19 protein-coding genes are annotated in these 17,042 nt (G+C 71.1%); 7 read left to right on the forward strand and 12 right to left on the reverse strand.

The window, feature by feature from the left end; all coding sequences use genetic code 11:
* Window positions 1-11 precede the first annotated feature (11 nt).
* The 4 genes from HD557_RS20260 to HD557_RS20275 all read right to left on the reverse strand — a co-directional run bounded on the left by HD557_RS20260 (window position 12) and on the right by HD557_RS20275 (window position 3,852).
* The gene (locus HD557_RS20260; protein WP_196875210.1) at window positions 12-902 is read right to left on the reverse strand and encodes an ABC transporter permease; all 891 of its coding nucleotides are present in this window, start codon (window positions 900-902) and stop codon (window positions 12-14) included.
* Window positions 899-1,639, reverse strand: coding sequence for an ABC transporter ATP-binding protein (locus HD557_RS20265; RefSeq protein WP_196875211.1), 741 nt, complete (start codon window positions 1,637-1,639; stop codon window positions 899-901). The genes HD557_RS20260 and HD557_RS20265 overlap by 4 nt, the downstream gene beginning before the upstream one ends.
* Window position 1,640: 1 nt before the next feature.
* Window positions 1,641-2,918, reverse strand: coding sequence for an amidohydrolase family protein (locus tag HD557_RS20270; protein ID WP_231380380.1), 1,278 nt, complete (start codon window positions 2,916-2,918; stop codon window positions 1,641-1,643).
* Between the two features lie 106 nt (window positions 2,919-3,024).
* The gene (locus tag HD557_RS20275) at window positions 3,025-3,852 is read right to left on the reverse strand and encodes a helix-turn-helix transcriptional regulator (protein WP_445321543.1); all 828 of its coding nucleotides are present in this window, start codon (window positions 3,850-3,852) and stop codon (window positions 3,025-3,027) included.
* A 121-nt stretch (window positions 3,853-3,973) separates the two neighbouring features.
* On the opposite strand from HD557_RS20275, the gene HD557_RS20280 reads away from it, so the two are divergent.
* Genes HD557_RS20280 through HD557_RS20290 form a run of 3 tightly spaced genes read left to right on the forward strand, consistent with a single transcriptional unit; the run spans window position 3,974 to window position 5,668 of the window.
* The gene (locus HD557_RS20280; protein WP_196875212.1) at window positions 3,974-4,819 is read left to right on the forward strand and encodes an SDR family NAD(P)-dependent oxidoreductase; all 846 of its coding nucleotides are present in this window, start codon (window positions 3,974-3,976) and stop codon (window positions 4,817-4,819) included.
* A gap of 34 nt (window positions 4,820-4,853) precedes the next feature.
* Window positions 4,854-5,216, forward strand: coding sequence for a hypothetical protein (locus tag HD557_RS20285; RefSeq protein WP_196875213.1), 363 nt, complete (start codon window positions 4,854-4,856; stop codon window positions 5,214-5,216).
* Window positions 5,216-5,668, forward strand: coding sequence for a hypothetical protein (locus HD557_RS20290; RefSeq protein WP_008359164.1), 453 nt, complete (start codon window positions 5,216-5,218; stop codon window positions 5,666-5,668). Before HD557_RS20285 ends, HD557_RS20290 begins: the two co-directional genes overlap by 1 nt.
* A gap of 17 nt (window positions 5,669-5,685) precedes the next feature.
* Here the strand turns inward: HD557_RS20290 and HD557_RS20295 are convergent, their stop codons facing one another.
* A complete protein-coding gene (locus HD557_RS20295; protein ID WP_196875214.1) occupies window positions 5,686-6,444 on the reverse strand; it encodes an SDR family NAD(P)-dependent oxidoreductase in 759 nt (252 codons plus the stop codon).
* A gap of 182 nt (window positions 6,445-6,626) precedes the next feature.
* On the opposite strand from HD557_RS20295, the gene HD557_RS20300 reads away from it, so the two are divergent.
* Complete coding sequence (locus HD557_RS20300) at window positions 6,627-7,808, forward strand: MFS transporter (protein ID WP_196875215.1); 1,182 nt, start codon at window positions 6,627-6,629, stop codon at window positions 7,806-7,808.
* On the opposite strand, the gene HD557_RS20305 is transcribed toward HD557_RS20300, so the two are convergent.
* From HD557_RS20305 to HD557_RS20320, 4 genes are all read right to left on the reverse strand, one after another.
* On the reverse strand, window positions 7,695-8,558 hold the full coding sequence (locus HD557_RS20305; protein WP_196875216.1) for a helix-turn-helix domain-containing protein: 864 nt from the start codon (window positions 8,556-8,558) through the stop codon (window positions 7,695-7,697). The two genes, HD557_RS20300 and HD557_RS20305, sit on opposite strands and share 114 nt — an antisense overlap.
* Before the next feature lie 69 nt (window positions 8,559-8,627).
* Entirely contained in the window at window positions 8,628-9,449 is an 822-nt protein-coding gene (locus tag HD557_RS20310) for an alpha/beta fold hydrolase (protein WP_196875217.1), read from the reverse strand.
* Window positions 9,450-9,626: 177 nt separating this feature from the next.
* Window positions 9,627-10,004: a YdeI/OmpD-associated family protein gene (locus HD557_RS20315; protein ID WP_196875218.1), complete on the reverse strand. Its 378-nt coding sequence runs from the start codon at window positions 10,002-10,004 to the stop codon at window positions 9,627-9,629.
* Between the two features lie 9 nt (window positions 10,005-10,013).
* A complete protein-coding gene (locus HD557_RS20320; protein ID WP_196875219.1) occupies window positions 10,014-11,513 on the reverse strand; it encodes an alpha/beta hydrolase in 1,500 nt (499 codons plus the stop codon).
* A gap of 216 nt (window positions 11,514-11,729) precedes the next feature.
* Here HD557_RS20320 and HD557_RS20325 point away from each other — a divergent pair, with 216 nt between their 5' ends.
* On the forward strand, window positions 11,730-12,530 hold the full coding sequence (locus tag HD557_RS20325) for an HAD-IIA family hydrolase (RefSeq protein WP_196875220.1): 801 nt from the start codon (window positions 11,730-11,732) through the stop codon (window positions 12,528-12,530).
* Here the strand turns inward: HD557_RS20325 and HD557_RS20330 are convergent.
* Entirely contained in the window at window positions 12,524-13,231 is a 708-nt protein-coding gene (locus HD557_RS20330) for an SDR family NAD(P)-dependent oxidoreductase (RefSeq protein WP_196875221.1), read from the reverse strand. The two genes, HD557_RS20325 and HD557_RS20330, sit on opposite strands and share 7 nt — an antisense overlap.
* 101 nt (window positions 13,232-13,332) lie before the next feature.
* Between HD557_RS20330 and HD557_RS20335 the strand changes: the two genes are divergently transcribed.
* Window positions 13,333-14,181, forward strand: coding sequence for a helix-turn-helix transcriptional regulator (locus HD557_RS20335; protein ID WP_196875222.1), 849 nt, complete (start codon window positions 13,333-13,335; stop codon window positions 14,179-14,181).
* A gap of 15 nt (window positions 14,182-14,196) precedes the next feature.
* Here the strand turns inward: HD557_RS20335 and HD557_RS20340 are convergent, their stop codons facing one another.
* On the reverse strand, window positions 14,197-15,213 hold the full coding sequence (locus tag HD557_RS20340) for a GlxA family transcriptional regulator (protein WP_008359183.1): 1,017 nt from the start codon (window positions 15,211-15,213) through the stop codon (window positions 14,197-14,199).
* A gap of 161 nt (window positions 15,214-15,374) precedes the next feature.
* Between HD557_RS20340 and HD557_RS20345 the strand changes: the two genes are divergently transcribed.
* Window positions 15,375-15,821 (forward strand): MarR family winged helix-turn-helix transcriptional regulator, encoded by a 447-nt coding sequence (locus tag HD557_RS20345; protein WP_008359185.1) that lies wholly within the window; start codon window positions 15,375-15,377, stop codon window positions 15,819-15,821.
* Between the two features lie 2 nt (window positions 15,822-15,823).
* On the opposite strand, the gene HD557_RS20350 is transcribed toward HD557_RS20345, so the two are convergent.
* On the reverse strand, window positions 15,824-17,014 hold the full coding sequence (locus tag HD557_RS20350) for an acyltransferase family protein (protein WP_196875223.1): 1,191 nt from the start codon (window positions 17,012-17,014) through the stop codon (window positions 15,824-15,826).
* Between the last annotated feature and the right edge of the window lie 28 nt (window positions 17,015-17,042).

The raw sequence follows: 17,042 nt of genomic DNA on the forward strand, positions 1-17,042 counted from the left end.
GAGGGAGGGGGTCAGCGCTCGCCGTACCACTTGCCGATGACGGCACGGTCGAGGGCGGCGAAGGCCGAGAAGACGACGACTCCGAAGAGGGCGGTCAGGATGATCGCCATGAAGAGCGGCTCCATGCTGAGCCGCAGCGTGTAGACGCGGAGCAGGCCACCGATGCCGGGGCTGCCCTGCTGGAAGTAGAAGTCACCGACGATCACGCCGATGACCGACAGCCCGGCAGCGTTGCGCAGGCCGGTGAAGATCGCGGGCATCGCGGCGGGCAGCTGCAGCTTGAGCAGCCGCTGCAGCCGGTTCGCCCGGTTGAGGGTGAACAGGTCGTGTGCCGGCGCCGTCGCCGACTGCAGACCGAAGAGGGTGTTGGCGATCATCGGGAAGACGGCGATGATCACGCAGACCACGATCCGGGCGGAGATGCCGTAGCCCATCCAGATCCCGATCAGCGGGGTCAGCGCCAGGATCGGGACGGTCTGCAGGATGACGGCATAGGGATAGAGCACCTTCTCCAGGAGCCGGGTCTGGGCCATCACCATCGCCCAGGCCATCCCGATCACCACCGAGATCACCAGACCGGCCAGCGCGACCTGGACCGACTGCCACAGCGCCGCGAGCATCGGCTGCATGACCTCCGGTCGGCCGAGCGTCTCGCCGAAGACCTGGTGCGGCGGCGGGAGCAGGAACCGCTTGTCCTCGCTCAGGATGACGTACGTCACCAGGTACCACAGCCCCGCCAGGCCGGCGAGCGCCGCGATCATCGGCACCACCTTGGCGAGGAGGCGGCGCAGCACCGAGGGCGTACGCCTCCTGGGCTCTGCAGGCGCAGCCTCGGTCACGGCGGCGATGTCCGGCTCGACGACCGGCCCGGCGCTCAGCCCTGCGCTCAGCTCGGTGCTCATGCGTGCTCCTCCAGTGCCTGGGAGACCTGGCCGACCAGATGGGCGAAGTCGGACTCGAACCGCAGCTCGGGCGGTCGCGGGAACTCCCAGGGCACCGGGATCTCCGCGACGATCCGTCCGGGGCGGCCGCTCATCACCACGACGCGGGTGGAGAGGTAGACCGCCTCGGCCACGGAGTGGGTGATGAAGAGACCGGCGAAGCCCTTGAGCCTGAAGAGCCGCTGCAGCTCGGTCTGCATCGCCAGCCGGGTGATCTCGTCGAGGGCTCCGAACGGCTCGTCGAAGAGGGCGAGGTCGGGTTCGGCGACCAGCGCGCGGGCGATCGAGACCCGCATCCGCATGCCTCCGGAGAGCTGGCGCGGATGCTGCTTCTCGAAGCCGGTGAGGCCGACGAGGTCCAGCGCCTCCTGGGCAGCCCGTTGCCGCTGTGACTTCGGGAGCCCGCTCAGCTCGCCGATCAGCTCGACGTTCTTCCGGGCGCTGCGCCACTCCAGCAGGGTGGGGTCCTGGAAGACGTAGCTGGTGGTGCCGGCGTCGACCTCGACCCGACCGACGGTGGCCTCCTCGAGTCCCGAGGCGAGCCGGAGCAGGGTGGACTTGCCGCAGCCGGACGGGCCGACGACGGAGACGAACTCGCCGGCGTCGACGCTCAGGTCGACCCCGGTCAGCGCGGTCGTGCCGGTCGGGAAGCGCTTGGTCACCCCGGAGAGGGCGAGCGTGGCGGTGGTCGTTTTCATGTCACCTCGGCATGGGATCGAGATCGAGGACGGTGCTGACGCGGGTGTCGGCGACCACCCGACCGCCGTGGACGACGATGCGGGCGGCCTGTGTGCCGGCGACGACCTCGTCGACGGGCACGTCGGGGACGAGCATGAAGTCGGCCCGGGCGCCGGGCCCGGTGCCGGCGGCCAGGAGCCCGAGCACGGTGCGGGTCGTGGTCGTGACGGCGGCGAGGGCCTCGGCGGGCCGGAGATGCCCCGCGGAGACCAGGAGCGAGGTGGTCTCGAACGGGTCCGCCCGGCCGACCGGGTTGAACGGGTCGCGCAGGTTGTCCGCACCGGCCGCGACCGGCACACCCGCGTCGAGCAGCGCCCGGACGGCGGTGAGGCCGCGCGGCACCGCCGCGTCGGCGTCGCGGCCCTGCAGGTAGAGGTTGGTGATCGGGAGGGTCACGATGCCGATCCCCGCCTTCGCGACCAGGTCCACGACGGGTCGGCGCCGATCGTGGTCGAGCATCCCGAGACGTACGCAGTGGGAGGCGGTCACCTGCTGCTGCAGCCCGCGCGCGATGACCTGCTCGGCGAGGTCGGCGAGGTCGAGGTGGGTGGTGGTGGTCTGCTCGTCGGTGTGCAGGTCGACGGGAAGACCGGATCGCTCGGCGTGGTCGAGGATGCGGCTGGTCTCCTTGGCCGGCTCGTCGGCCAGGTGCGGACAGCCACCGATGACATCGATGCCACGGCCGATCGCGTCCTCGATCACGGCGTCCGGGACGTCCTGCCCGGCGAGCAGGCAGACCTGGAGGGTGACCGCTCCGCGGAGCTCCTCGCGCAGGCCGAGCAGGGCGTCGACCCCGCGCAGCGGGTCGCCCGCGAGGAGCGCGTCGGCATGCGTACGGATCGTGGTTATGCCGTTCGCCACGTAACGACGAACCGCCCGCCGGGCGCGTTCGGCGAAGTCGTCGGCGGTGAGCGTGGGGACGAGCGCACGCCACTGCTCGATGGCGGTGACCAGGTCGTTGCCCGCGTGCCGGCCCGGCGTGATCTGCTCCGCGCTCAGCGCCTTGTCGAGATGGGCATGCGGTTCACCCGCACCGGGGACCAGCCGCCAGCCGGTGGCGTCGGTCCCCGGACCGCCCTCGACCGGCTTGACGACGGTGATCTCGCCGGCGGCGAGATCCAGATCGGCGAGGGTGCCGTCCAGGAGACGTACGTTGCGCAGCGCGGTCAGCTCCACGCCGGCCAGCGACGCCGGACCGTCCACCGGCCCGACCTGTCCCGCACCTCGTGCCCCGGTCATCGGCTACCCCTTCCCGGTCAAAAATGTTGATGAGATGAACATTTTTGAGCGTAGGGAGCGGTTGTTTCGGCGGCGTAACCGTTTCGGTCCGCCTCGATGAAACCGTCTAGGACGTCGCGCGCACGGCGTCGGCGAACGCGCCGAGCACGTCGGATCCCGGGGCCGCCAGGTAGGCGACCATGGTCAGCTCGTCGTCGACCGTGCGCATCTTGGTGAGCTCCAGCTCGACCCGCCCGAGGCTCGGATGGTGGACGACACGGGTGTGGGAGCCGATCGCGGCCAGGTCACGGCGGCCCCACAGCGTACGGAACTCCTCGCTGACCGCCTCCAGGTCGGCGACCAGCTTCGCGACCTCCGGGTCGGCCATGTCGACGGCCGTCTGCGAGCGGAAGAAGGCGACCGCCTCGGCCGCCTCGGTCTCCCAGTCCTCCGACATCGCCCGCACCTGCGGCGAGGTGAAGGTCAGCCAGATGACGTTGCGCTCGACCTCGTCGAGCTGGTCGAGGCCCGGGAAGAGCAGCTCCGCTCCCCGGTTCCAGGCGACGATGAAGAAGTGGCGGTCGACCACGAACGCCGGGTTCGGGTCGAGGTGGTCGAGCAGCCGCTGGTAGTGACCGGCATCGGAGCGCTCCGCGCCTCGGGGCGGCAGCTCGCCGGACAGCCGGAAGAGGTGCTGGGTCTCGAGCTCGTCGAGGCCGAGCACCTCGGCGATGCTGGAGAGCACCTGCCGAGACGCCCGTACGTCCTGTCGCCCCTGCTCCAGCCAGGTGTACCAGGTGACGCTGACGGCGGAGAGCGTCGCCACCTCCTCGCGGCGCAGGCCCGGCGTACGTCTGCGCCCACTCACCCGCAGGCCCACGTCCTCGGGGCGCCGGCGCTCGCGGCGGCTGCGGAGGAAGTCGCCGAGCTCGCGGCGCAGGTCGAGGCTGGTCACGACCTCCATTGTGCCCAAGCCTGGTGATCCGACTACCAGCATCGACTGCATCTGGTTGGCCCCCGCCTGGTTCGTGACGATCGTCGTATCGCCTGACAGATCCCGAGGAACGAGGAAAGACATGAGCAACGTGTTCATCACCGGAGCGACCGGCGGCATCGGTGTGCCGACGGTGCGGATGCTCGCCGGCCAGGGCCACCGGGTCTTCGCCGGCGTACGTGACCACAGCCTCGCCCGCGCCTTCGACGACCTCGCCGGCGTGGTTCCGGTGCAGGTGGACGTCACCGACGAGGCCTCGGTGGCCGCGGCAGCGAAGGCGGTCGCAGCGCAGCTCGGCGCCGACTCGCTCGATGCCGTCGTCAACAACGCCGGCATCATCGTGCAAGGACCGCTGGAGCTGGTCGAGGGCGCCGAGCTGGAACGGCAGCTGCGGGTCAACGTGCTCGGTCCCGCGACCGTCATCCGGGCGTTCCTGCCGCTGCTGCGTCCCGGCCCCGGCCGGATCGTCAACGTGTCCGCCCCGACCGCACGCCGGGCCGTGCCGTTGATGGCACCGATCTCGGCGAGCAAGGCCGCGCTCGAGTCGCTCTCCGTCGCGCTGCGCGGCGAGCTGGCACCGTGGGGCATCAAGGTCGTCATCGTCGAGCCGACGGCGACGGACACCCCGATCTTCGCCCGGGCGCGCGCGGCGGCCGAGGAGTCGCTCGAGCGCGCCGACCCGCAGCTCCAGCGGATGTATGCCCCGTCGATCGACGCCGCGGACGAGGCCGCGGCGAAGATGACCCTGGCCGACCCGGACTCGATCGCCAAGGTCCTGGTCACCGCGGTGACGACCGCTCGGCCGCGGACCCTCTACACCGCCGGGCGCGGCGCCGGGATGCTGCCCATGGTCGGCCGCCTTCCCGATCCTCTGGCCGACGCCATCATCGCCCGCGCCATCGGGATCGCAGGAGTGCAGGCCGGGTGACATACCTGGCGGCGTCCGCGGGTACCGACCGAGCATGCAGCCGTCATCCACCTCCGATGCGCCGACCGGGCCCGCGGTCGCCCAGGGCGTGTTCAACATCGTCGGAGGTCTGTGGCCGCTGGTGAGCCTGCGCAGCTTCGAGTGGGTGTTCGGCCCCAAACGTGACCGCTGGCTGGAGTACACGGTCGCCGGTCTGCTCTGCGTCAACGGCGCGGCCCAGATCGCCGCCGCCCGGGCCGGCGAGCCGGTCGCGGCACGCCGGATCGGCCAGGGCACCGCGCTCACCCTGCTCGCGATCGACCTCGTGTTCGTCCCCATGGGACGGATCCGCTGGACCTATCTGATCGACGCCGCCCTGGAGGCCGGCTGGCTGGTCGCCTGGCGAGGTGCTCGCTGATGGTGACGAACGGCGTGGTGCTCGTCTGGCTCTTCACGATGGCCGCCGGGGCCTTCATGTTCGGCACCGCGAGCCGCTTCGGCGCCCCGCCGGCAGCCATCCGCAACTCCCGGCTGCCGGCTCCGGCCCTGCTCTCCCACCCCACCCTGACGGGAGGCGCCTTCGCCGCCTGGCTGGGCTTCCTCATCACCGAGGAGCGCGCCTGGGCCTGGGTCGCCGTCGGCATGCTCGCCGCCGGCATCTGCCTCGGCGCCTTCCTGTTCGTACGCACCATGAAGCCCGAGCACGTCGTCCTCGCCGAGGAGACCGACGAGGTCGTCGGCGAGCCCGTGCGCGTGCCATACGACGTCGCCGAGCACGAGATCCCGCGCCCGGTGATCTACGGCCACGGGATCTTCGCCGCCGTCACCTTCACTCTCGTCCTGCTGGTCGCGCTCGGCGTCGTCAGCTGACGTTCGTCCACAGCTCTCTAGAGGTTGAACCCGCCGGAGGCCTCGATGTCCTGGCCCGTGACCCAGCGAGCGCCGTCGGACAGGAGGAACGCGATCACCCCGGCGATGTCCTCGCCCTCGCCGATCCGGCCCAGGGCCGTCTGGGCCGCGAGCGGGGCGATGACCTCCGGGTGCTTGGCGAACCCGTCGTCGCCCAGCCGGGTCCGTGTGGGTCCCGGCGCGACCGAGTTGACCCTGATCCCCCGCGGGCTGAGCTCCTTGGCCAGGTAACGGGTCCACACCACGACGGCGCCCTTCAGCGCGCCGTACGCCGAGTATCCGGGGGTGAGACCGGTCAGCCCGGCGGCGTTGCTGGAGGTGTTCACGATCGCGCCGCCGTCAGCCAGGAGGGGCAGCAACCGCTGCGTGAGGAAGTAGGGCCCCTTGAGCAGCGCGTCGGAGAGCTCGTCGAACGTCCCGACGTCCATCTGATCGAAGGGCAGGGCCCGCGAGAGTCCGGCGTTGTTGACGAGGCTGGTGAGACGGTCGGTCTGCCAGACGTCTTTCAGACAGCGTCGTACGTCCTCCACGAAACCGTCGAAGGTCTCGACGCTCCCGACATCGAGCGGCAAGGCCGCCGCGGTCCCACCCGACCTCGTGATCTGCTCGACGGTCGCCTCGGCGCCGTCGGGGTTGTTGCGGTAGGTCACGATCACGCCGGTCCCCTGACGTGAGAGCTGGAGCGCCGTGCTCTGGCCGATGCCTGAGCTACCACCGGTGATGAGAGAGATGTTCATGCCTTCGAGCCTGGTGCCTGGCGACCCGATGCCCTAGACCGTTCCTGGTGATCTCTTGCCTGATCCTGCTCGGTTGGCCCCTTGTGGGCAACAGGGACACGTCCTCTCGCCACCGGCCATCCGGTCAAGCACGGGCGACGGATGATCAAGGCGGGCGGTCGGATCGCGGCGACGATCGAAGGGTGACATCGACTTCGCCGGCTTCGACCGCCACCCCGACCACCCCACCGACCACGACCTCCGGGCGCGCCGCGCCGGTGGTCGCGCTCGCCGCCGGGATCGCGATCCTGGTCTCGAGCGAGTTCCTGCCCGCCGGTGTGCTGCCCACGATGGCGCGCGACCTCGGGATCAGCGAGGGGACCGCCGGGCTGGCGGTGGCCGCGACCGCGATCGCCGGGGCGGCCACCGCGCCGACCATCGCCATGGTCTTCCCCCGGCTGGACCGGCGTACGTTGCTGGTCGGCCTGCTCGTCGCCGCCGCGGTCGCCAACCTGGCGGTCGCGGTGGCCCCGGGCTTCGTCGTCCTGCTCCTCGGCAGGCTGGTGCTCGGGGCGGCGATCGCCGGCTACTGGTCCTTCGCCTTCGCCGTCGGGACGTACGCCTCGCCCGGCCGTGACCACGTGATCTCGACCTCGATCGCGCTGGGCGTCACGGTCGCCACGATCCTCGGCCTGCCGCTGGGCTCGCTGCTCGCCGACGGGCCAGGCTGGCGCTGGGGGTTCGCGGCGGCCACGGCGCTGAGCCTGGCCTCCGCCGCCGCGCTGGCGCGGGCGCTGCCGCCGGTGCCGGCCCATCCGGCGGCGGGGCTGACCATGATGCGTCAGGCCCTCCGCAACCCGCTCCTGGTGGCCGGCGTGGTGGTGCTGGTCGTGGTGGTGCTCGGGAACTTCCTGGCGTACCCGTTCATCCGGATCGCCATCGCCGAGACCTCCCCGGGTGCGGGCATGTGGATGCTGGCGCTGTGGGGCCTCGGTGGGCTCTTCGGCAACCTGGCGGCCGGCCGGTTCTCCCACCGCCTGCGTGCGGTCGTGACCGTCGCGCCGCTCCTTCTCGCCGGCGGGCTGCTGCTGACCGTCCTCGCCGAGAGCACGCCGGTGATGGCGCTGGCGATGCTGGTGTGGGGATTCGGGTTCAACATGGTGCCGGTCGGCACCCAGCTGTGGGTCACCCGCGTCGAGCCGGAGCGCACCGAGTCGGCGCTGGCGCTCCAGGTCACCGCCTTCCAGGTGGCGATCACCCTCGGTGCGGCGCTAGGAGGCGCGGTGCTCGACCAGTACGGCGTCGGCCGGGTGCTCCTCATCGGAGCGATCGGGGCGGCCGTCGCCGCGGCAGGCTTCGGCGCGCTCCGCGTGCCGCGCTCCTGAGGCGTCCTCGCGCCACGCCTGCGGACCGATGCCGTGGGTGGCGGTGAAGGCGCGGCTGAACGCCGCGCCCGATCCGTAGCCCACGGCGTACGCCACCTGCTCGACCGGACGGTCACCGCCGGCCAGCAGGTGGCGGGCCGCACGCATCCGGACGTCGCGCAGCGCCTCGCTCGGGCTCTGCCCCAGGCTGCGACGGAAGCGCTCCCCCAGCGCCGACCTGGACAGATGCACCGACTCCGCCATCGCCTCGACCGACCAGGCCCGCCCCGGATCCTCGGTCAGCGCGGACAGCACCTCCGCGACCGACGGGTCCAGGGCGGGCGCGGGACCATCGGTCCCGCGCCCGGTGTCCTCGAGCCAGGAGGCCGTCATCGCGGCGCCGAGCAGCGATGCGTAGCCCGACGCGAACAGCGCCGACGGCCGGCACGGCCCCGCCAGCGGGCACCGGCGGAGCAGCTCGGCCACCCCACCGTGCCTGCCGACGAAGTCGCGCACGACCAGCGGGTTGGCGAGCGGGTAGCCCGCCGCGACCGCCCGCAGGTCGCCCCGGATCAGGGCCGCCCCGTCGTGGGTCGCCACCCGGTGGCTGACCTGTCCCCCGACCAGCGCGGCGTCGCCCGCGCGCAGGAGGTGCGACTGCCCGGCGGCGGTCAGCACCACGGTGCCGTCGTCGACGAGCAACCAGGTGGCGGAGCGTACGTCCTCACCGGCGGAGCCGGCGGACAGCTCCTCCTGGTAGGCGAACGTCATCTCCCATGCCGTACGGTCCTGGTTCACACCTGACGCAGCGCGCGGCCGCCGCCGGGCTATTCCCGAGCCTCAGTCGGCGATGAACTCGAGGATGTCGGCGACGAGGGCGTCCTGGTAGTCGCCGGCGACGCCGTGCGGAGCACCCTCGTAGACCTTCAGGGTGCCGTCGGACACGAGCTTGATCGCCTTGTCGGCGGCGGCAGCGATCGGCACGATCTGGTCGTCGCCACCGTGCGCGATCAGGATCGGCACGTCGAGCGCCTTCAGGTCCTCGGTGAAGTCGGTCTCGGAGAAGACCTTGACGCAGTTGTACGCAGCGACGAGACCGGCCAGCATCCCCTGACGCTGGAAGTCGTCGATGAGGCCCTGCGAGACCTTGGCACCCTCGCGGTTGAAGCCGTAGAACGACACCGCCAGGTCCTTGTAGAACTGCGAACGGTCGGCCAGCACACCGGCACGGATGCCGTCGAAGACCTCGATCGGCGTGCCCTCGGGGTTGGTCTCCGACTGGACCATGATCGGCGGCACCGCGCCGGCGGTGACGACCTTGCGGACGCGACCCTTGCCATGCTGGGCGGCGTAGCGGACGACCTCGCCGCCGCCGGTCGAGTGGCCGATCACGACGAGCTCGGTGAGGTCGAGGTGCTCGATGAGCTCGGCCAGGTCGCGGGCGTAGGTATCCATGTCGTGCCCGAGGTCGGTGTTGGTCGAACGGCCGTGACCCCGGCGGTCGTGGGAGATGACGCGGTAGCCGGCGTCGGCGAGCAGCTTGGCCACGGCCGCCCAGGCGTCCGAGCTCAGCGGCCAGCCGTGGCTCAGCACGACCGGCTTCCCGGTGCCCCAGTCGGTGTAGTAGATGTCGGTGCCGTCAGAGGTGGTGAAGGTAGGCATGGTGGAAGTCCTCGAGGTTCTGCGCCGGTCTGCCGCCCCCATCGCCGGAGCTGTCGCGGACCCGACGCGGTATCCATCATCCGCCTCGGGAACCCCTTTCGGCCCCGCCGTATCTGCCCGATACCCCACGAATCCGGACACCTTCGACCGCACCTCGACCACAACGGCCGAGCCTCGTCAGGTCCAGGGGTTGTCCCAACGCCCGTCGGCCTGCGCCGCCCGGACCTCGGCGATCCCCGCTGGCCGCATCCGACCCTCGGCGGTGAGGCGCTCGACCTTGGAGATGTTCAGCCGGGACCACTTCGAACCCGGACGCCGGCGGGTGTAGCGCTGCAGGTAGGTCTCCTCATCGCCTCGGCGGCGTACGGCCGAGATCCAGCCGAAGCACAGCCCGACGTCGACGAGCTCGTCAGAGGAGAGCGAGGCGGGCTCGACGCCCTTCCGGGTCAGCCGCAACCACACCGCCCGGGTGTCGGGGTCGGCGGCCTCGAACCAGGCCTCGACCTCGGCCACGGTCGGCCGCTCCAGCACCGGCTCGCTGTCGATCATCTCCATCCGGCCAATCTAGTGGTCGGCCGAGCAGTGGTAGTCGCGCGACGGCCGCTCGCCGGTGGTCAGGTAGGTCGTCACCGCGTGGTTCGCACAGCGGTTCCTGCCTGCCGGGTAGACGCCGTGGCCGCTCTGGTCGGCGGTCACCATGGTGGCCCGCTTGCCCAGTGCCGCCCGCATCTCCCGCGCACCGGAGAGCGGCGTCGCCGGGTCGCGGAGGTTCTGCACCATCAGTACGTTGGCCGGACCCCGATCGGAGATCCGGACCGGCGGTTCGACGGGATCAGGCCAGTAGGCGCACGGTGTGGCGTTGGCTCCCGCGGCACCGAACAGCGGATACCTGACTCTGTCGACAGCGACGTTGCGCTGGTAGGTCGTCACCGACGACGGCCAGCGCGCGTCATTGCAGATCATGTAGTAGCGGCCGGAGATGAGGTTGTCGACGTCGGTCGCGGTGTCGCCCCCGGGCAGCGGTGGCGGCGGCTGGTTCGCGTCGACCGCCTGCCAGATGCCCGCCAGCAGCGGCAGCTGGGTCGGGCCGTATAGCAGACCGAAGTTCACCAGCCGGAACGCGACGTGGTCGAAGGGGCCGTCCGGCGTCGGGATCGGCTTCTTCTCCAACCGCTCGGCGAGCTCGAAGTACTTCGCTCGTACCTGCGCCGGTGTCTTGCCCAGGCCGTACTCACGGTGGTTCGCCGCGGCGAACTTCGCGAAGGCCGGGAACGTGTCCTCGACCCCCTGGGACCACAGCCGGTTGCCCGCATAGTCCCAGCCACCCGGGCCCAGGTTGCTGTCGAGGACGATCCGGTCGCTGCGCTGCGGGAACAGGGTGGTGTAGACGGCGCCCAGGTGGGTTCCCCAGGAGGCACCGGCGTACGAAAGCTTCGGCTCGTCCAGCGCTGCCCTGATCCGGTCCATGTCGCGTGCGGTGTTGGCCGGGCTGACGTGCGGCAGCATCCAGGATGTCGTGGACGTCGCGCACTGCTCGGCGATCTGCTTGCTCACGTCGGCGTGCGCGGTCACGTCGGCGGCGTCGAGCGGGTACGGCGGGATGCTCCCGGTCCCCAGCTGGTCCGCGGTGAGGTCGCACGTCACCGGCGTGCTGCGGCCGATCCCGCGCGGGTCGAAGCCGACCACGTCGTAGCTGTCCCGGACGCTCTGCGGAAGACCCATCGCGACGAGCATCGCGGGGTAGCCCTCACCCGCGGACGGGCCGCCGGGATTGGTCACCAGGATGCCGCGCCGCTTGCCGGGCTTCGAGCTCGCCAGCCGCGAGACCGCGATGTCGATCGTCTTGCCGTCGGGGTCGCTGTAATCCAGCGGGACCTTCAGGGTCCCGCACTGCATCTCCTCCGGGATCGGCACCGGAGAGATCTCGGCAGGGCACGTGTTCCACGTGATGCGGTCCGGTGGCACGGCATCTGCCTCGGCCGGACCGGCCAGCGAGACCACCGGGGCCAGTGTGGCCGCCAACAAGACGACGGCGGCGGTGAGCGGTACCGAGATACGTTTCATTTCTTCCTCCCGAGGATGGAGCTGGGTCGGTGTCAGTCTTCGCTGATCGACGGACGGGAACATCCGGCCGAAGACCATTCCCGGGGTGGCCGAAAGCACTATTGACCGGTGGGGAAAGTAGCGGTGGCGCAGATCACCGCCCCTGCTGAAGATGCTTGCCGCACGAGTCGGCGACAACGGATTGGCGGTTGGGCCGCGATCGGCAAGGATGTCCCCGTGATCGACGAGCGCCCCATCAAGACCTGGCTGACCGACATGGACGGTGTCCTGGTGCGTGAGGAGGAGCCGATCCCGGGAGCCGCCGAGTTCCTGAAGAAGCTCACCGAGGCGTCGGTGCCGTTCATGGTGCTGACCAACAACTCGATCTACACCCCGAGAGACCTCCGGGTCCGGCTGCTCCGCTCCGGCCTGGACGTGCCCGAGAAGTCGATCTGGACCTCGGCGATGGCCACCGCGCAGTTCCTCGCTGACCAGCGGCCGGACGGCTCGGCGTACGTCGTGGGTGAGGCCGGGCTGACGACCGCGCTGCACGCGGTCGGCTACGTGATGACCGAGAACGATCCCGACTACGTCGTGCTGGGCGAGACCCGCACCTACTCGTTCGAGTCGATCACCCGGGCGATCCGGCTGATCGAGGGCGGCGCCCGGTTCATCGCGACCAACCCGGACCCGAGCGGGCCGAGCCCGCAGGGCACCCTCCCCGCGACCGGCTCGGTGGCCGCGCTGATCAGTGCCGCGACCAACCGGGCGCCCTACTACATCGGCAAGCCCAACCCGCTGATGATGCGCAGCGCCCTCAACCAGCTCGAGGCCCACTCCGAGACCACGGTGATGATCGGCGACCGGATGGACACCGACATCATCAGCGGCCTCGAGGCAGGGATGCGCACGATCCTCGTCGAGACCGGGTCGACCAAGCCCGAGCAGGTCGAGACCTTCCCGTTCCGGCCGACGCGCGTGGTCGCGTCCATCGCCGACGTACTGCCGCTCGTCGACGGCCAGCAGGACGGTCAGTAGGGCAATGGACCCTGGCCCGAGACGTACGTCCCGGTCGGGCCGTCCGGGCCGAGCTGTGCCATCCGGACGATGATCTCGGCACCCTCCTCGACGGTCTGGGTGCCGGTGTGGCCGTTGAGGTCGGTGTCGGTGAAACCGGGTTCGACCGCGTTGATCCGGATGCTCGGGTAGGCCTTGGCGAGCTGGATGGTGGCGGCGTTGACGGCGGCCTTGGAGGCCGGGTAGCTCAGCCCCCGGTAGAAGTAGGTGAAACCGTCGGGGTCGCTGAGCATGCCGAGCGAGGCCAGGCCGCTGGAGACGTTGACGATGACGGGTGCCGCCGACTTCAGCAGCAGCGGGACGAAGGCCTGGGTCACCCGGAGCCCGCCGAACAGGTTGGTCTCGAAGGTGGCGCGTACGTCCTCGATGCTCTCGTCCGCGGCGGTGGGGATGGCGTTGCCGGCCAGCCGCGGCTCGACGCCGGCGTTGTTGACGAGTACGTCGAGGCCACCGTCGGCGGCGATCTGCTCGGCCGCGGCGGTGACGGAGGCGTCGTCGGTGACGTCGATGCGCACGAACCGGGCGCCGAGCTCGGCCGCCGCGGCTCGGCCACGGGCCTCGTCCCGGGCGCCGATGTAGACGGTGTGCCCGGCGGCGAGAAGGCGTCGGGCGGTCTCCTTGCCGAGGCCCTTGTTGGCCCCGGTGATCAGTGTGGTGGTCATGCCTCCAGGCTGCGTCGGTGACGCGGCCCCAAGAAGCGGTCCGGTTTTCGTAGGACTGGCAGGGCCAGGACATCGGCCCGGACATGTCGGAGACTGGTGGGGTGGAGTCATCGGAGTTCGGCCGGGTGCTGCGGCGCTGGCGTGACCGCGTGGATCCCGCCGCGGTCGGCCTGCCTGCGGGTGGCCGGCGACGAGCCGCCGGGCTGCGGCGCGAGGAGGTCGCCGGCCTGGCCGGCATCTCGGTCGACTACCTGACCCGGCTCGAGCAGGGCCGGGCGACCTCGCCGTCGGCGCAGGTCGTCGAGGCGCTGGCCCGGGCGCTCCGGCTTCCGGACGCCGACCGTGACCTGCTGTTCCGTCTGGCCGGCCACGCCGCTCCCGGCCGGGAGGCGATCTCCACGCGGGTCTCGCCGAGCGTGCAGCGGCTCCTCGACCGCCTGGCGCACACCCCGGTCGTGGTCTACGACGCGGCGTGGAACCTGGTGATCGCCAACGAGGCCTACGACGCGCTCATGGGCGCGACCACGACCTGGCAGGGCCGCGAGCGCAACGCGGTGTGGCGCAACTTCGTCGGCCCGGGCAGCCGGGCGGTCACCTCCCCGGCGGAGACCGAGGCGCTGCAGGCGGGGCTGGTCGCCGACCTGAGGCTCACCGCCGCTCGCTATCCCGGTGACCAGCGGCTGCGACGGCTCCTCGACGACCTGCGCGCCGCCAGCCCACGCTTCGTGGACCTGTGGGAGAGCGCCGACCCTTCCCGGCACCATGAACCGGCCCGGCACAAGGTCATCGACCATCCCACCGTCGGCCCGATCGCGCTCGACTGCGACACGCTCACCGTCGCCGTCGAGGACCTGCGGATCATGGTCTACACCGCCGATCCGGGCACCGAGGACGCCGATCGTCTGGCCCTGGCGACGGTCGTCGGCAACCAGACGCTCGAGGATCGCTGAGCGCCGCGGGCCGCCTCAGTCCGCGAGCTCGAACTCGGCCCGTCCCTTGCGCCGCCCGCGGTCAGCGGGGAACGCCGACCAGAACCGGCGCTGGTACTGCGACGGTGAGATGCCGAGCCGCGCGACGAACGTACGCCGCAGCGCCTCCGGGCTGCCGTATCCCGACCGCGCCGCCGTCTCGGTCACGCTCGCACCGCCTTCGAGGCACACCCGGGCGAGGTCGAAGCGCACCGCGGTGACGTACTCCGAGGGCGTCTGGCCGAGCTCGTCGCGGAAGCGCCGGGCCAGATGGCGCGGGCTGGTCGAGACGAGCCGGGCGAGGTCGGTCACGGTCCAGGCGCGGGTGGGGTCGGCGTCGACCAGATCGGTCGCGCGGCGCACGATCGACGCCGGTTGCGCCCGGGCCCGCAGCGGGACGGAGTACTGCGACTGGCCGCCGGAGCGCTGCAGGTAGACGAGGAGGAGCTGGGCGACCTGCCGGGCGACGTCGGCGCCGTGGTCGTCCTCCACGAGGGCGAGCGCCAGATCGATGCCCGCCGCGACCCCGGCCGAGGTCAGGATGTCGCCGTCACGTACGAAGATCGCGTCGGGGTCGACGCGCACGCTCGGATAGCGCCGCTGGAGCTCCGGCGCGAACTTCCAGTGCGTCGTCGCGCGCCGGCCGTCGAGCATGCCGATCTCGGCGAGCACGAAGGCACCGCTGCAGATCGAGACCACCCGCCGCGCACGCGAAGCCAGCGAGGCCGCCGCCTCGGTGAGCGGGCTGCGTACGAACTCGTGGGGCGGCCGCTCGCTTCCCGGCAGGATCACGGTGTCGAACTCGCCCGCATCGTGGACGGCGCCGTGCACGGAGACCCGGCTGCCGAGAGAGGTCACCACGTCGTTCCCATCCGGTGAGAGCAGCACGATGTCGTAGGCGTCCACCGCCTGGTTGGCCTCCACGAAGACCTCCGCGGGACCGACGTAGTCGAGCATCTTCACGCCGTCGAAGAGCAGGAACGCGATGCGTCGGCGGGCGTGGGACGAGGGCACGTGACCATCGGCAGGGCCGCGGTCGATCAAAGCGGTGCTGGATATGTCGGTTCACTCCTCGAGGCGGATTACCTTGCGTACAAGGAATCTACGCCGCACTTACCTTGCACACAAGGCTTCTTTCCCAAAAGGCTTGCGCGCAAGGGTTGTAGGGTGGACCTATGACAGAGACTCGCCACAGCCTGGAGCTGAGCGAGCAGCTGTGCTTCTCGCTCTACACCGCGCAGCGGCTCGTGACCGCGGCCTACCGACCGATCCTCGACGCCCTTGGCCTGACCTATCCCCAGTACGTCGCCATGCTCGTGCTCTGGGAGAGCTCCCCCGTCACCATGGGCGAGCTCGGCGAGCGGCTGGGCCTCGACTACGGCACCGTCACGCCGCTGGTCAGGCGCCTGGAGGCGGCCGGGCTGATCACCCGCGAGAAGCGCCCCGAGGACCAGCGCAGCGTCCGGCTGCGCCTGACCGACGCCGGCACCGAGCTGCGCAGCCGGGCCGAGGGCGTGCCCGACACCATCGCCGAGGTGATGGCGCTGCAGCCCGAGGAGTTCTCCATCCTCAAGGAGTCCCTCGACCACCTCAGCGACAACGTCGCCCAGCGCCTGCGCTGAGCTCACCGCATCCCGAACAGGAACCGGGTCACCGGCGTACGCCTGACGAGGACGTCGTAGATACCGACCGTGAGCAGCAGCGAGACGGCGACGATGACCACGTACTGGAGGAGCGCCGGGAGGGGCCAGCGGACGACGACGTACGCGACGCCGACCACGACCGGTTGATGCAGGATGTAGATCGGCAGGACCGCGGGGCCGAGATAGCCGGTCAACCGGACTCGCAGCGAGGAGCCGTCCTCTCGCGGTGAGGCCCGCGGGCGGTCCAGCAGCCCGAGGATCGCCACCACCGCGCACCAGCCGACGGCTCCGTAGAACGCCCGGCCGGCCATCGCGAGCGGGCTCGACTCGACGAACGGATCCTCGGTGAGGAAGAACCCCGGGGCGCCACCGCAGAAGAGGAGCACCGCCGCCACGAGTGCCGTCCTGCCGTTTCGCTGCATCGCAGCGCGGAGCCGCTCGTCGGCGGCGATGAGCAGGCCGAAGGAGAAGAAGAGCAGGTACGCCAGCCGGTGCCAGCCGCCGTAGTCGACCTCCAGCCCCCACACCGCGCACACCAGCGCCAGCGGGAGCCCGGCGAGCAGGATCGTCCACGGCCGCCGCTCGACCGCCTCCGCGACCGCCGAGAGCGTTCGCGCGCGCCACCCGTCCGGCAGCAGCGCCACCGGCACCGCCACCACCAACGAGAACGCGAGCAGCAGGACCACGAACCACAGGTGCCCCGACTCGAACTGCTCACCACGAACCAGGAAGGGCAGCCGCCCCAGCGAGAGGTGGACGTCGAAGAAGATCGGGAGGTATTCGACGTACGACTCGGGGTGGCCGTCAGCACGCCACCGCAGCCACTGCGGGAACGGCAGCAGGGCGAAGACGGAGAAGACCAGAGGTACGCCGAGGCGGCGCAGCCGCTCCAGGACGAACCCGCTCCCGCCGCGGCGGCGCAGTGACTGCGCCGCCCCGAACCCGGCGATCACGAAGAGCAGCGGCATCGCCCAGACCACCACCGGGCCGGCCGCCATCGCGAGCGGTGCCGTGGTGTCGTTGTGGACGTAGAAGTCGGTCTCGGAGTCGAAGACCAGCGCGGAGTGGAAGAAGACCAGCCCCACGACCACCAGCGCCCGCAGCGCATCCATCTCCGAACGCCGCTCGGGCCGGGCGGTGCCCTCCGCCTCCCCCGCCGGCACGGTCGTCATGACGCCTCAACGTAGCCTCGCGCGCGTG

The sequence above is a fragment of the Nocardioides luteus genome, from assembly GCF_015752315.1.
Lineage (GTDB): Bacteria > Actinomycetota > Actinomycetes > Propionibacteriales > Nocardioidaceae > Nocardioides.

Excerpts from the sequence above, each read along its gene's own strand:
- HD557_RS20295 (WP_196875214.1), bottom strand. The coding sequence starts at position 6,444 with ATGAACATCTCTCTCATCACCGGTGGTAGCTCAGGCATCGGCCAGAGC.
- HD557_RS20290 (WP_008359164.1), top strand. The coding sequence starts at position 5,216 with ATGGTGACGAACGGCGTGGTGCTCGTCTGGCTCTTCACGATGGCCGCC.
- HD557_RS20310 (WP_196875217.1), bottom strand. The coding sequence starts at position 9,449 with ATGCCTACCTTCACCACCTCTGACGGCACCGACATCTACTACACCGAC.
- HD557_RS20330 (WP_196875221.1), bottom strand. The coding sequence starts at position 13,231 with ATGACCACCACACTGATCACCGGGGCCAACAAGGGCCTCGGCAAGGAG.
- HD557_RS20285 (WP_196875213.1), top strand. The coding sequence starts at position 4,854 with ATGCAGCCGTCATCCACCTCCGATGCGCCGACCGGGCCCGCGGTCGCC.
- HD557_RS20280 (WP_196875212.1), top strand. The coding sequence starts at position 3,974 with ATGAGCAACGTGTTCATCACCGGAGCGACCGGCGGCATCGGTGTGCCG.
- HD557_RS20265 (WP_196875211.1), bottom strand. The coding sequence starts at position 1,639 with ATGAAAACGACCACCGCCACGCTCGCCCTCTCCGGGGTGACCAAGCGC.
- HD557_RS20315 (WP_196875218.1), bottom strand. The coding sequence starts at position 10,004 with ATGGAGATGATCGACAGCGAGCCGGTGCTGGAGCGGCCGACCGTGGCC.
- HD557_RS20345 (WP_008359185.1), top strand. The coding sequence starts at position 15,375 with ATGACAGAGACTCGCCACAGCCTGGAGCTGAGCGAGCAGCTGTGCTTC.
- HD557_RS20320 (WP_196875219.1), bottom strand. The coding sequence starts at position 11,513 with ATGAAACGTATCTCGGTACCGCTCACCGCCGCCGTCGTCTTGTTGGCG.
- HD557_RS20305 (WP_196875216.1), bottom strand. The coding sequence starts at position 8,558 with ATGACGTTCGCCTACCAGGAGGAGCTGTCCGCCGGCTCCGCCGGTGAG.
- HD557_RS20260 (WP_196875210.1), bottom strand. The coding sequence starts at position 902 with ATGAGCACCGAGCTGAGCGCAGGGCTGAGCGCCGGGCCGGTCGTCGAG.
- HD557_RS20350 (WP_196875223.1), bottom strand. The coding sequence starts at position 17,014 with ATGACGACCGTGCCGGCGGGGGAGGCGGAGGGCACCGCCCGGCCCGAG.
- HD557_RS20270 (WP_231380380.1), bottom strand. The coding sequence starts at position 2,918 with ATGACCGGGGCACGAGGTGCGGGACAGGTCGGGCCGGTGGACGGTCCG.